Consider the following 13,417-nt stretch of genomic DNA (forward strand, 5'->3'; position numbering starts at 1 on the left):
CTGAAACCGTAAGCTTTGGTAATCATTTTTCCGAAAAATTCAGATAAATCAGGGTACTAATATCTGAAACCGCACCTCGTAACCTCCACCTTTTCCGAAAAACCTCCTGATACAGACTGTTACCCATTACAGCCCGGTTTCGTTTAACAACAATTGCTCGTTCGTCTATGGCAATAAGGTAGTTGCGAACAATGAAGCAAAAAGCATTATGGATTAACCAGATAAAAGGGCTGTGTATCTGCCTGGTGGTTATCTACCATTCAGTTATCACGTTTTATCCGCACCTGATCGGGCTGCAACACCCGCTCTCTGGCCTTCTCGCCAAATGCTGGATCTATTTTAATCTCTATCTCGCCCCCTTCCGTATGCCGGTCTTTTTCTTTATCTCCGGCTATCTGATCCGTCGTTATATTGACGAGGTGGACTGGCGAACCAGCCTCGACAAGCGAATCTGGAGCATTGTCTGGGTTCTGGCGCTGTGGGGGATTCTGCAATGGCAGGCGCTGACCCACCTGAACGCCTGGCTGGCGCCCGATCGCGAGGTTACCACCTCGTCGAACGCGGCCTACGCCGATTCGCTCCTGGGATTTGTGCAAGGGATGCTCACCGCCAGCACCAGCCTGTGGTATCTGTATGCCCTGGTGGTCTACTTCACGTTGTGTAAACTGCTGAGCCGCTGGAAGCTGCCGATGCTGGGACTGCTGGCGCTGGCAAGCATCGCGATCAACTTCCTGCCGCTGCCGTGGTGGGGAATGAACAGCGTGGTCCGCAACATGATCTACTACAGCCTCGGGGCGTGGTATGGCGCTGAGCTGATGGCATGGATGAAAAATCTAAACCTGCGCCGCACCTGGCTGGCAACGGGCGCTTTCGCCGCCGTCTCCGTGGTGCTGTTGTTTGCTAACGTTCCGCTGCTGCTCTCCTTGCTGTCGATTGTGCTGATCATGAAGCTGTTCTACAGCGTTGAGCAGCGCTATGCCGTTCACCCTGACAACCTGCTGAACGTGATTGGCTCCAATACCATTGCGATTTATACCACCCACCGCATCCTCATTGAGGCCTTTAGCCTGTTCCTGATTGGCGAGATGAATGCCGCGTACTGGCCGCTCTGGGCTGAACTCACCTTAATTCTGGTCTACCCGTTTGCCAGCCTGCTTATCTGTACCCTGGCCGGGCTGGGGGTGCGTAAACTCTCCACCGCGCTGTTCGGGGACATTTTCTTTTCTCCGCCTTCGACGCTTACGCTCTCGCCGACCACCCGTTAATGCCCTCTCCGCCCCCTTTCGGGGGCGTATAACCCCGCCGTGCGGTTACGATTTGCTTATGTAAAACGATCGAGGATAATAAAGACATTGCGTATCAGTGATATGCCCCAATACTGTTGGTATATCCATAAGAGACTCTGACATAGCCATGCCTGAACACTATCGTTATTCCTTGCCTGTCAAAGCGGGCGACCAGCGCCAGCTGGGTGAACTCACGGGCGCAGCGTGCGCCACGCTGGTGGCGGAAATTGCTGAGCGTCATCCTGGCCCGGTGATCCTGGTTGCCCCGGATATGCAAAACGCCCTGCGCCTGCACGATGAAATTCGCCAGTTCACCGATAATCTGGTGTTCAGCCTGGCCGACTGGGAAACGCTGCCCTATGACAGCTTCTCTCCGCACCAGGAGATCATCTCCTCGCGCCTGTCGACGCTGTATCAACTCCCGACCATGCAGCGCGGCGTGCTGATTGTGCCGGTAAACACCCTGATGCAACGCGTCTGTCCGCACAGCTACCTGCACGGTCACGCGCTGGTAATGAAAAAAGGTCAGCGCCTGTCCCGTGATGCCCTGCGGGCGCAGCTTGACGGCGCCGGGTATCGCCACGTCGATCAGGTGATGGAGCACGGGGAATATGCGACCCGCGGCGCGCTGCTCGACCTTTACCCGATGGGCAGCGACCAGCCGTATCGTCTGGACTTTTTCGATGATGAAATCGACAGCCTGCGCGTCTTCGACGCCGATACGCAGCGCACGCTGGAGGAAGTGGAGTCCATCAATTTACTGCCCGCGCATGAGTTCCCGACGGACAAAACCGCTATCGAACTGTTCCGCAGCCAGTGGCGCGATAAGTTCGAGGTGAAGCGCGACGCGGAACATATTTATCAACAGGTCAGCAAAGGCACGCTGCCTGCCGGGATTGAATACTGGCAGCCGCTGTTCTTCAGCGAGCCGTTGCCTGCCCTGTTCAGCTACTTCCCGGCGAATACGCTGATTGTTAACACCGGGGATATCGACGCCAGCGCCAGCCGCTTTGAAAGCGAAACCCGTGCTCGCTTCGAAAACCGGGGCGTTGACCCGATGCGTCCGCTGCTGCCGCCGGAGGCGCTGTGGCTGCGTACCGACGAGCTCAACGCCGAGCTGAAGCGCTGGCCGCGCATGCAGCTGAAAACCGATTCGCTTGCCGATAGGGCCGCCAACACCAACCTCGCCTTCCGGACGCTGCCGGACCTGGCCGTCCAGGCGCAGCAGAAATCCCCGCTGGATAATCTGCGCAAGTTCCTGGAGTCCTTTACCGGCCCGGTGGTGTTCTCCGTTGAGAGTGAAGGCCGTCGCGAAGCGTTAGGTGAGCTGCTGGGACGTATTAAGGTGGCGCCGAAGCGCATCCTGCGCCTGAGCGAGGCGACCGGAAACGGCCGTTACCTGATGATTGGCGCCGCCGAGCACGGGTTCATCGACACGCTCAACAACCTGGCGCTGATTTGCGAAAGCGACCTGCTGGGCGAGCGCGTCGCGCGCCGTCGTCAGGACAGCCGTCGAACCATCAACCCGGACACGCTGATCCGCAACCTGGCCGAACTGCATCCGGGCCAGCCGATTGTTCACCTGGAGCATGGCGTTGGACGCTATCAGGGGATGACCACGCTGGAAGCGGGCGGCATTAAAGGTGAATACCTGATGCTGACCTACGCCAACGACGCCAAACTCTATGTCCCGGTGTCGTCCCTGCATCTGATCAGCCGCTACGCGGGCGGTGCCGAAGAGAACGCGCCGCTGCACAAGCTGGGCGGCGATGCCTGGGCGCGCGCGCGCCAGAAGGCCGCGGAAAAAGTGCGTGACGTGGCCGCCGAGCTGCTGGATATCTACGCCCAGCGCGCGGCCAAAGAGGGCTTCGCCTTTAAGCATGATAAGGAACAGTATCAGCTCTTCTGCGACAGCTTCCCGTTTGAAACCACGCCGGATCAGGCTCAGGCTATTAACGCCGTGCTGAGCGACATGTGCCAGCCGCTGGCGATGGACCGTTTAGTGTGCGGCGACGTCGGCTTCGGCAAAACCGAAGTGGCGATGCGCGCCGCCTTCCTTGCGGTGGAAAACAACAAGCAGGTGGCGGTGCTGGTGCCAACCACCCTGCTCGCTCAGCAGCATTTCGACAACTTCCGCGACCGCTTCGCCAACTGGCCGGTACGCATCGAGATGCTGTCACGTTTTCGCAGCACCAAAGAGCAGACGCAGATCCTGGAGCAGGCAAGCGAAGGCAAAATTGACATTCTGATCGGTACCCACAAGCTGCTGCAAAGCGACGTGAAGTGGAAAGATCTGGGGCTGCTGATCGTCGACGAAGAGCACCGCTTCGGGGTGCGTCATAAGGAACGCATCAAAGCGATGCGCGCCGACGTCGATATCCTGACCCTGACCGCGACGCCAATCCCGAGAACCCTGAACATGGCGATGAGCGGCATGCGCGATCTGTCGATTATTGCCACGCCGCCGGCGCGCCGTCTGGCGGTAAAAACCTTCGTCCGCGAATACGATAATCTGGTGGTGCGTGAGGCCATTCTGCGTGAAGTGCTGCGCGGGGGTCAGGTCTATTACCTGTACAACGACGTGGAAAACATCCAGAAAGCGGCCGACAGGCTGGCGGAGCTGGTGCCGGAAGCGCGCATTGCTATCGGTCACGGGCAGATGCGCGAGCGCGAGCTGGAACGGGTGATGAACGACTTCCACCATCAGCGCTTTAACGTGCTGGTGTGTACCACCATCATCGAAACCGGGATCGACATTCCGACGGCGAACACCATCATCATTGAACGTGCGGATCACTTTGGCCTGGCGCAGCTTCACCAGCTGCGCGGCCGCGTCGGGCGTTCGCACCATCAGGCCTACGCCTGGCTGCTGACGCCGCATCCAAAAGCGATGACCACCGACGCGCAAAAGCGTCTGGAAGCCATCGCCTCGCTGGAAGACCTCGGCGCAGGCTTCGCGCTGGCCACGCACGATCTCGAGATCCGCGGTGCCGGTGAACTGCTGGGTGAGGACCAGAGCGGCTCGATGGAGACCATCGGCTTCTCGCTCTATATGGAACTGCTGGAAAACGCGGTTGATGCCCTGAAGGCCGGGCGCGAGCCGTCGCTGGAAGATCTCACCAGCCAGCAGACCGAGGTCGAGTTGCGTATGCCTTCCCTGCTGCCGGATGATTTCATTCCGGACGTGAATACCCGACTGTCGTTCTACAAGCGCATCGCCAGCGCGAAGACGGAAAGCGAGCTGGAAGAGATTAAGGTTGAGCTGATCGACCGCTTTGGTCTGCTGCCCGATGCGGCGCGAAATCTGCTGGATATCGCGCGCCTGCGCCAGCAGGCGCAGAAGCTGGGCATTCGCAAGCTTGAAGGCAACGAAAAAGGCGGCGTGATTGAGTTCGCCGAGAAGAACCACGTCAACCCGATGTGGCTCATCGGTCTGCTGCAAAAACAGCCGCAGCATTTCCGTCTGGATGGCCCAACGCGTCTGAAATTTACCCAGGAGCTGACGGAGCGCAAAACCCGCATGGACTGGGTGCGTAACTTTATGCGCCAGCTGGAAGAGAACGCGATCGCCTGACCCTCCTTCCCCCGTTAGCCCAGCGCTAACGGGGGACAATTTACAAACTCTTTGCACTTCACCCGATCTTCCCGACACACCCATTCGCCATAATTATCGTTAACGCCTTATAAAACAATAACCTTATCATTTACATGGACTATGGTGATGATCTCTTCGCGTATGACTCGCTGGTTAACCCTGTTTGCGCTGGCAGCCACCGTTGCGGTTGCGCTTCCCGCTCGCGCAAATACCTGGCCCCTTCCTCCGCCCGGCAGCAAGGTGGTGGGGGAAAACCGCTTTCATGTGGTTGAAAATAATGGCGGTTCGCTGGAAGCCATTGCCAAAAAATATAACGTTGGTTTTCTGGCCCTGCTGCAGGCGAACCCTGGCGTCGACCCCTACGTCCCGCGCGCGGGCAGCGTATTGACTATCCCGTTACAGACTATCCTGCCGGACGCTCCGCGTGAGGGGATCGTCATAAATCTGGCGGAGCTGCGTCTGTACTATTACCCGCCGGGTAAAAATGAGGTGACCGTCTACCCGATTGGTATTGGTCAGCTGGGCGGCGACACCCTGACGCCGACGATGGTCACCACCGTCTCGGATAAACGCGCGAATCCAACCTGGACACCAACGGCCAATATTCGTGCCCGGTATAAAGCTCAGGGCATCGATCTTCCAGCCGTGGTGCCAGCAGGCCCGGATAACCCGATGGGTCACCACGCGATCCGTCTGGCGGCCTACGGCGGCGTTTACCTGCTGCACGGAACGAATGCGGACTTTGGCATCGGCATGCGCGTCAGCTCCGGCTGCATTCGTCTGCGCGATGACGATATCAAAACGCTGTTTAACGTCGTTACGCCGGGTACCAAAGTCAATATCATCAATACGCCGATCAAGGTTTCTGAGGAGCCGGGCGGCGTGCGGCTGGTTGAAATTCATCAGCCGCTATCGAAAAACATTGGCGATGACCCGCAGACGCTGCCCATTAACCTGAATGCCGCGATGGTAAGCTTTAAAACGAATGCGAATACCAACAGCGAGGTGATGGAGCGCGCAATGGAGGCCCGCTCAGGCATGCCGACCGATGTCACCCGGCATCACGATGTCATCCAGCAATCGATGTAAATCATAAATAAAAAACGCCCTGCTAAGCAGGGCGTTTTTTATTGCAGTGGCATAAATGAGGGTTTATGCCCGGCTTATTTGTAGATGACGGCGGTGCCGTGCAGGGTGTTAGGACCGGTCACAGAGGTGATGCGGTAAGATTTTGCACCCATCTCTTGCGCTTTTTGCGCCAGCTGATCTTCCAGTGAACCCAGGTTAGTCCCGGCAGAGGCAGAGATCGTCCCGACTTTATGCTGATCGACCGGGGTGGACTGTACCTGTACAGCCGCAAAGCTTGCGAAAGAGAGTGAACTCAGGACAGCAGCAGCGATGAGGGTTTTTACGTTTTTCATGATGTTTACCTTTAGCAGATGAATTTGGAGGTCGTTAGCTATTTAGTTAACGATCGATAGGTAAATCATAAGTGTGATCCATCTCACACGTCAACATAATTTTATAATGGTCGTTAACTTAATTTTAAAGTCGTTATTTTTCATACTCATATGATTAATTTATTTTTAAGCATTCAGCGCTGGTGGTGACTTGCGTTTATTTTTATAATGGTCATTCAACAAACCAACAGAGGACCAACGGCACATGACAACCGACGTCACGAGTTGTGCAAAGAAAAGCCGTGGCCGACCAAAAGTGTTTGACAGGGATGCAGCGCTTGATAAGGCCATGACTCTCTTCTGGCAACATGGGTATGAAGCAACCTCGCTTTCCGATCTGGTAGAAGCCACCGGCGCCAAAGCGCCGACGCTCTATGCCGAATTTACCAATAAAGAGGGGCTGTTCAGGGCGGTGCTGGACAGATACATTTCGCGCTTTGCGGCGAAACACGAAGCCCAGCTGTTTTGTGAAGAGAAAAGCGTCGAACAGGCGCTTCGGGATTACTTCACCGCCGTCGCGACCTGCTTCACCAGTAAGGACACGCCTGCGGGCTGCTTTATGATTAACACCTCTGCCACCCTGGCGGCGTCCTCGAAAGAGATTGCCAATACGGTGAAATCGCGTCATGCCATGCAGGAGGAGACGCTGAGCGCCTTTCTGGCTCAGCGGCAGCAGCGCGGTGAAATCCCTGCACAGTGCAACCCTCAGCTGCTGGCGCAATACCTGAGCTGTATTTTGCAGGGGATGTCGATCAGCGCCCGTGAAGGGGCAACGCTGGAAAAACTGCAGAATATTAGCGACACCACGCTGCGGCTGTGGCCTGAGCTACTCAAAATCTGAAGCAAAAAAAAAGCTCCTCAGCCTGAGCGCATGAGGAGCTAAATTCAGAGAACATCTTTTTTACACTTTGTTATTCAGAACCAGCTGGCCATTTCCATCGAGCGGAATTTGCGTGCCCGGGTCTTTATCCATGCGGATTTTGCCCTGCTGATCGCCAATTTTGTACGTCACGTCATAACCCAGCATTTTTTCCGACTTGTCATAGACGGTTTTGCAGCGTTGCTGAGTCGTGGTGTAGGTATCATTATCCTGCATCGCGCCCTGCACCTGGTTACCGGCATAGCCGCCACCCAGCGCGCCGACCACGGTCGCCACATCTTTACCCCGGCCGCCGCCAAACTGGTGACCAATCACGCCACCCGCTACCGCACCCAGAACAGAACCGGCGATACGGTTTTCATCCTGCACCGGACGACGATGCGTCACGGAGACATTGCGGCACTCCTGACGAGGCGTTTTTACCGTTTCTTTAATCGGTGTAGCAGAAACCACCTGCGCATACTGCGGGCCGCGGTCTAATACGTTGAGACTGGCAACGGCAGCCACACCTAACGCAGCCGCGACGCCAATCCCTATACCCGCCAACATTGATTTATTCACGGGACTTCCTCCTTTGTTGCTATTGGTAACAATTTTGCAATGGAGGCACGGCTTCGCCAATCAGATAAAGGATCAAAAAAGGGGCATAGCGAGGAGATATATTCTATTTAGGAGAACTCTTAAGCAGTCAAACTGTGATCTACAGCATGAAATGCTAAAAACTCCCTCCGGAGAGCCCGGAGGGAGTGAAAGATTAGTGCAGCTTCAGACGCGGACGGATCACGCGGTTGATTCTGCCCACCAGCATCATCAGCCCGGTTTTGAAGTAGCCGTGCAGCGCAATCTGGTGCATACGGTACAGGGAGATGTACACGAAGCGGGCAATGCGCCCTTCTACCATCATCGAGCCGCGCATCAGGTTGCCCATCAGGCTGCCGACGGTTGAGAAGTTTGACAGAGACACAAGAGAACCGTGGTCTTTGTAAACATAGGCCTTCATTGGCTTACCTTTGTACTGCGCCAGAATGTTGTGCAGGACCAGGCTTGCCATCTGGTGTGCAGCCTGGGCGCGCGGCGGCACGAATCCACCTTCAGGACGGGCGCAGGAGGCACAGTCACCGATAGCAAAGATTTCAGGGTCACGCGTGGTTTGCAGCGTTGGCTCCGTGACCAGCTGATTAATGCGGTTGGTTTCCAGGCCGCCGATATCTTTCATAAAGTCAGGCGCTTTGATACCTGCCGCCCAGACCATCAGATCCGCTTTGATATACTCGCCGTCTTTGGTGTGCAGGCCGCCTTCGTCGGCGCTGGTCACCATGGTCTGCGTCAGCACCCGCACGCCCAGCTTGGTGAGTTCATTGTGCGCCGCACCGGAAATACGCGGAGGCAGCGCAGGCAGAATGCGTTCACCGGCTTCGACCAGCGTGACGTTCAGCGCTTCGTTCGTTAACCCTTTGTAACCGTAGCTGTGCAGCTGCTTCACAGCATTGTGCAGCTCAGCGGACAGCTCAACGCCCGTCGCACCGCCGCCGACAATGGCGATATTGACCTTACCGTTCGCACCCATATTGCTGGTGTACTTCAGGAACAGGTTCAGCATTTCCTGATGGAAACGACGCGCCTGGTGCGGGTTATCGAGGAAGATACAGTGCTCTTTCACACCCGGCGTGTTGAAGTCGTTGGAGGTACTGCCCAGCGCCATGACCAGGGTGTCGTACGGCAGCTTGCGCTCAGGAACCAACAGCTCCCCTTTTTCATCACGCAGTTCTGCCAGAGTGATGGTTTTGCTTTCACGGTTGATGTCCACCACCGAGCCCAGCTGGAACTGGAAATGATGGTTGCGCGCGTGTGCCAGATAGCTGAGCGCGTCCACGCCCTCGTCCAGAGAGCCGGTCGCTACTTCGTGCAGCAGCGGTTTCCACAGGTGGCTGTGGTTACGATCCACCAGCGTGATTTTGGCTTTTTTACCGCGCCCCAGCTTCTTACCCAACTGTGTCGCCAGCTCCAGCCCGCCAGCACCACCGCCTACAATCACTATCTTTTTCAATGGCGTAGTCAACGTGACCCCCTCAAATTATTAACCAATTGTTAATTAAAAGTTATAAAAATAACCCTTAATTAACAACAGGTTACAGCACTGAAACCATTCAGGTGCATTGAGAATACCACGTCAGGCGCATTGGTCATACCAAAATTGATATGCATCAAGTTTTGATGGCTTAAAAGTAGACAATTCTGGACAAAAAGAAACCCGGTGCGCGTTCGCGACCGGGTTTCTGAAGCGGCAGGCTGTGGTTTAGCCCAGCGTTTTAAAGGCTTTGATGCGCTGGAGGTGCGGGGAGATATTCTTAAACTTGTGGGTCTGTTCTTCGTCCCAGACAATTTCATAGTAATGATGCAGCAGTTCTGCTGCCCGGTGGCTGTTGAGCGCCTCATCGTTACGCGACAGGATCACCAGGCAGCGGTCACGGTTTTTCTCCCGAAAATTGCTGACGCACTTGGTCGCAATATCGACATACTCTTCCGGGCGGTCGATTTTGCCTTCCATGTTTTCGTTCGGGAAAAGGTTGGGATTGAATACCACCTGACGGATGTCACACAGGAAGCCAATCCGCTCTGCCCAGTAGCCGCCCAGCCCCACGCCGCAAATCAACGGCCGATCGTCGACGTTGAGCTGCAACATCTTGTCCACCTCTTTGAGCAGGTGCTGCATATCATGCTTCGGATGGCGCGTGCTGTAGCTGATCAACCGGACATCCGGATCGATAAACTGCAGCTGCAGCACCTTCTCATGATTACCAGGACTGTTTGAGTCAAAACCGTGTAAATAGATGATCATCGTCTTCTCACCACGCTACGCCTTCCGGGGGGGTTTACAGGCTGGCTTTATGTGCCTGCCAGCGCTCATTCAGGTCTTCAAGCCGGGCGTTGACCGTCTTCCAGCGCGCCGAATCCATCAGCTCCTGACGGCTAAATGAACCTTTATGATACAATTGTGTAACACGCTCTGCATTGATCGGCGACAGGTTATCCAGCACGCTAACGGCACCTTTACGATTATTGCAGACCAGGATCATATCGCAACCTGCATCCAGCGACGCCTGACCGCGTTCAGCGTAACTGCCCATAATCGCCGCCCCTTCCATTGATAGATCGTCAGAGAAAATCACGCCATTGAAGCCCAGCTCCTGACGCAGAACGGTTTTCAGCCAGTGCGGAGAGCCGCTGGCAGGACGCGGATCAACGTCGCTGTAAATCACGTGCGCAGGCATGATGGCATCCAGCTTGTTGTCGGTGATAAGCGACCTGAACACCGACATATCTTTGGCGCGAATTTCCGCTTCCGGGCGCGGATCGCGCGGGGTCTCTTTATGCGAGTCCGCCGTTACCGCCCCGTGTCCAGGGAAGTGTTTCCCGGTGGTTTTCATCCCGGCATCGTGCATGCCGTCAATGAAGTGGGTCGCCATGGCCAGCGCAATGCGCGGATCGTCATGGTACGAGCGCTCGCCAATGGCGGCGCTGATATGCCCCACGTCCAGAACCGGGGCAAAACTGATGTCGATATCCATGGCAATCATTTCACTGGCCATCAGCCAGCCGGCCTCCTGCGCCAGTTTCCCGCCCTCTTCCGTGCCGAGCAGCGCGGCAAAAGACTGGGCCGCCGGCAGGCGGGTAAACCCTTCGCGAAAACGCTGCACGCGTCCGCCTTCCTGATCGACGGCGACCACCAGATGGTTGCGCGACGCGGCGCGGATCTGACGCACCAGCTCGCGCAGCTGCGCCGGATCGTGATAGTTGCGGGTAAACAGGATCAGGCCCCCCACCAGCGGATGCGCCAGAATTTCACGCTCCTCCGCATCCAGTTCAAACCCTTCTACATCCAACATGACTGGACCCACATCCACCTCTCTTATCCTTTCGTTTATAACTGACGCCAGGCATCGTCTGCCAGCGCAATAAAATGTTTGTCTCTTGACCGTTGATAGCGCATTTCAAACCAGCCAGCCATTAACATGACAACCCATGGCCGCCAGCGTTTGACCTGACGCCTGAGCGCGTCGGCGTCAATGTGCGCCACCTCGGCGTAGTCCCTGATAAGCGTCTGCCGCGCGTCGTCACTCTCCGTCCAGACTGCTGCCAGCTCCAGCGCCACATCGCCATCTCCGGCGTATTCCCAGTCGATGAGCCTGATGCCCTCTGCCGTATGCACAATATTTCCGGCATGAACATCCATGTGCAGCGGCGATAGCCGAATCGGCTGCGGCTCGCCTGCTTTACGCAACCGCTTGAGATGTGCCAGCCACACTGGAGTGCGTCTGTCAGGCGCGGCCTGCTGCCAGTAGCGTTCAAGCAGCGGGTATAGCGTGATTCGCCATCCCAGACGTGGCTGCCGGTGCAGATGATACAGCATTGCCACGAGCGCCGGCGTGTCCGGCAGCGCGCTTTTCACGTCACCGTCCAGATAGTCGACGGCCATCCAGCTCTCTCTGAAAAAACGGGGGGCAGGCACGAGATCTGACGGAAGACGCCTCAGGGCGCGAAACTGACGACGGAAATGGGAGGCAGGCGCATAGGGGTCGTGATGTTGCCGCAAGACCAGGCGTTGCTCACCCTGCGCAATAATGCAACTCGCGCCGCCAAGCCCGGAGTGGGCCTGCGGCGCGATAAGGCGGTACTGAGGAAAATAGCGCGTCAGAATCTCTTCACGCGTGCTGTCATTGTTGCGTAACCGCACCTTTACCTGACCAGATAATTTCGCCTGTCTGAACCAGCATCAGCTGCATCTGCAGGGCCGGTGTATTCACGTTACCGGTGGCGTTAGAGTACAGCACATACTGTGCGCCAACGTTACGGGCAATGCCGATCGCCTTGCTGCGTGTGCCGAGACTATCCTGCGGCGACAGGCCCAGCTGCTGTTTGGCTACCGCGAGCTGCTGAGCCGAGACCAGCGTAAACTTACCGTTGTTTGCCAGCGCATTGCGCAGCGTTTCCGTCGCTTCGCCCGCGTTCAGCGAACCGTTGGTACGGTTGTTCACGCTATCAACCAGCAACACGCTGCCTGCCGTCACGCCCTGTGCCTGCAGCATTTTGCCGACCATGGGCTGCATTGCGCCGTTCCAGTCGTAATGGCGCACGCGCGGCGTGGGCTGTGACGTCTGGTCCGGATGCTCAATCGGGCCAGGCTGTGACGGAATAGACGGCACAGACGGCACGGTTGGCTGCGGCTGCGTTGGCTGTGTCGGCTGTTCAGTGCCCGGTTTCGCCTCTTCCACAGGCGCTGGCTGTTCAGTTCGGGTCACACACCCCGCCAGGAACAGCGCGAAAGCTGTCACGAGCGCATAGCGGCTCAAGTTTTTAATCAAGGTTCACCCCTTAGAGATAAAGATAAAGTCTCACCTTATGCGCACCCAGATAGTTGGCGCTGCCATAGAGCGTTACCGACGATCTGGCCGGAATGGTGACGCTGCGCGGCGCCTCCAGCGGATGCATTTCAAGACCTCTTACGTCATACCAGAAAAAACGGTAGTGGACCGTCACGGGTTCATGTCTTTCATTAAAGAGCGTAGAGGAGGCAGAGGAATTGATTTCACTGATGGTCAGCACGGGTTGTTGCGCCGTGATGCCCGCGGCAAGCACGGAGGATTCCATCACCAGCGTCTGTTCATCGTTCACGGGGATCGCCGGGCGCGAGCTGCACCCCACAATCATCATCGTCAATACCAGCGCTGCAATACGCCCTTTACGCATATCAAAGACCTTTATGAGCCAGCATCGGCCCCAGAGGACGTCCACCCAGCAGATGCATGTGAATATGATAAACTTCCTGGCCACCATGACGGTTGCAGTTCATGATCAGACGGTAACCGTCTTCTGCAATGCCTTCCTGTTCAGCGATTTTCGCGGCCACCGTCAGCATACGACCTAACGCCACTTCATGCTCGGTTTTTACGTCGTTTACGGTCGGAATCAGAATATTGGGAATGATAAGGACGTGCGTCGGGGCCTGAGGGGAAATATCCCGGAAAGCCGTTACCAGTTCATCCTGATAGACGATATCCGACGGGATTTCGCGACGGATAATTTTACTGAAAATCGTTTCTTCAGCCATGACCTTTTCCTTTTTTGTTTAATCTGGCGCGAGCAATTGCTGTTAACACACGCTCTGGTTGAGTGCGTGACACAATTCAAGAGTATG

13 protein-coding genes are annotated in these 13,417 nt (G+C 56.3%); 4 read left to right on the top strand and 9 right to left on the bottom strand.

Features of this window, described 5'->3' with window-relative positions:
- Window positions 1-191 precede the first annotated feature (191 nt).
- The 3 genes from B498_RS14015 (at window position 192) to ldtC (ending at window position 5,970) form a co-directional block, all read left to right on the top strand.
- The gene (locus B498_RS14015; RefSeq protein WP_008500774.1) at window positions 192-1,265 is read left to right on the top strand and encodes an acyltransferase family protein; all 1,074 of its coding nucleotides are present in this window, start codon (window positions 192-194) and stop codon (window positions 1,263-1,265) included.
- Window positions 1,266-1,413: 148 nt separating this feature from the next.
- Complete coding sequence (gene mfd / locus B498_RS14010) at window positions 1,414-4,860, top strand: transcription-repair coupling factor (protein WP_008500775.1); 3,447 nt, start codon at window positions 1,414-1,416, stop codon at window positions 4,858-4,860.
- A gap of 144 nt (window positions 4,861-5,004) precedes the next feature.
- Window positions 5,005-5,970 (top strand): L,D-transpeptidase LdtC, encoded by a 966-nt coding sequence (gene ldtC / locus B498_RS14005; protein WP_025911795.1) that lies wholly within the window; start codon window positions 5,005-5,007, stop codon window positions 5,968-5,970.
- 74 nt (window positions 5,971-6,044) lie between these two features.
- On the opposite strand, the gene bhsA is transcribed toward ldtC, so the two are convergent.
- On the bottom strand, window positions 6,045-6,302 hold the full coding sequence (gene bhsA, locus B498_RS14000) for a multiple stress resistance protein BhsA (RefSeq protein ID WP_008500777.1): 258 nt from the start codon (window positions 6,300-6,302) through the stop codon (window positions 6,045-6,047).
- Window positions 6,303-6,546: 244 nt separating this feature from the next.
- Here bhsA and comR point away from each other — a divergent pair, with 244 nt between their 5' ends.
- The gene (gene comR / locus B498_RS13995; RefSeq protein WP_008500778.1) at window positions 6,547-7,182 is read left to right on the top strand and encodes a TetR family copper-responsive transcriptional repressor ComR; all 636 of its coding nucleotides are present in this window, start codon (window positions 6,547-6,549) and stop codon (window positions 7,180-7,182) included.
- Between the two features lie 60 nt (window positions 7,183-7,242).
- Here comR and B498_RS13990 read toward each other — a convergent pair whose 3' ends face one another.
- From B498_RS13990 to hinT, 8 genes are all read right to left on the bottom strand, one after another.
- Window positions 7,243-7,782 (bottom strand): glycine zipper 2TM domain-containing protein, encoded by a 540-nt coding sequence (locus B498_RS13990; protein WP_008500779.1) that lies wholly within the window; start codon window positions 7,780-7,782, stop codon window positions 7,243-7,245.
- A 193-nt stretch (window positions 7,783-7,975) separates the two neighbouring features.
- Complete coding sequence (locus tag B498_RS13985; RefSeq protein WP_008500780.1) at window positions 7,976-9,280, bottom strand: NAD(P)/FAD-dependent oxidoreductase; 1,305 nt, start codon at window positions 9,278-9,280, stop codon at window positions 7,976-7,978.
- A gap of 237 nt (window positions 9,281-9,517) precedes the next feature.
- Complete coding sequence (ycfP, locus tag B498_RS13980) at window positions 9,518-10,060, bottom strand: alpha/beta hydrolase YcfP (protein WP_008500781.1); 543 nt, start codon at window positions 10,058-10,060, stop codon at window positions 9,518-9,520.
- 34 nt (window positions 10,061-10,094) lie between these two features.
- The gene (gene nagZ, locus B498_RS13975; RefSeq protein ID WP_032622858.1) at window positions 10,095-11,120 is read right to left on the bottom strand and encodes a beta-N-acetylhexosaminidase; all 1,026 of its coding nucleotides are present in this window, start codon (window positions 11,118-11,120) and stop codon (window positions 10,095-10,097) included.
- A 23-nt stretch (window positions 11,121-11,143) separates the two neighbouring features.
- Window positions 11,144-11,956, bottom strand: a complete 813-nt coding sequence (gene thiK, locus B498_RS13970) for a thiamine kinase (RefSeq protein WP_008500783.1) — start codon at window positions 11,954-11,956, stop codon at window positions 11,144-11,146.
- Entirely contained in the window at window positions 11,937-12,584 is a 648-nt protein-coding gene (lpoB, locus tag B498_RS13965) for a penicillin-binding protein activator LpoB (RefSeq protein WP_008500784.1), read from the bottom strand. The genes thiK and lpoB overlap by 20 nt, the downstream gene beginning before the upstream one ends.
- A 10-nt stretch (window positions 12,585-12,594) precedes the next feature.
- A complete protein-coding gene (locus B498_RS13960; protein ID WP_008500785.1) occupies window positions 12,595-12,969 on the bottom strand; it encodes a YcfL family protein in 375 nt (124 codons plus the stop codon).
- Window position 12,970: 1 nt separating this feature from the next.
- Window positions 12,971-13,330, bottom strand: coding sequence for a purine nucleoside phosphoramidase (gene hinT, locus B498_RS13955; RefSeq protein ID WP_008500786.1), 360 nt, complete (start codon window positions 13,328-13,330; stop codon window positions 12,971-12,973).
- Window positions 13,331-13,417: the final 87 nt, after the last annotated feature.

Origin of the sequence: Enterobacter sp. SST3 (genome assembly GCF_000286655.1) — a bacterium.
GTDB classification, from domain to species: Bacteria; Pseudomonadota; Gammaproteobacteria; order Enterobacterales; family Enterobacteriaceae; genus Enterobacter; species Enterobacter roggenkampii.

Excerpts from the sequence above, each read along its gene's own strand:
- B498_RS14015 (WP_008500774.1), top strand. The coding sequence starts at position 192 with ATGAAGCAAAAAGCATTATGGATTAACCAGATAAAAGGGCTGTGTATC.
- mfd (WP_008500775.1), top strand. The coding sequence starts at position 1,414 with ATGCCTGAACACTATCGTTATTCCTTGCCTGTCAAAGCGGGCGACCAG.
- bhsA (WP_008500777.1), bottom strand. The coding sequence starts at position 6,302 with ATGAAAAACGTAAAAACCCTCATCGCTGCTGCTGTCCTGAGTTCACTC.
- comR (WP_008500778.1), top strand. The coding sequence starts at position 6,547 with ATGACAACCGACGTCACGAGTTGTGCAAAGAAAAGCCGTGGCCGACCA.
- ycfP (WP_008500781.1), bottom strand. The coding sequence starts at position 10,060 with ATGATCATCTATTTACACGGTTTTGACTCAAACAGTCCTGGTAATCAT.
- B498_RS13960 (WP_008500785.1), bottom strand. The coding sequence starts at position 12,969 with ATGCGTAAAGGGCGTATTGCAGCGCTGGTATTGACGATGATGATTGTG.
- hinT (WP_008500786.1), bottom strand. The coding sequence starts at position 13,330 with ATGGCTGAAGAAACGATTTTCAGTAAAATTATCCGTCGCGAAATCCCG.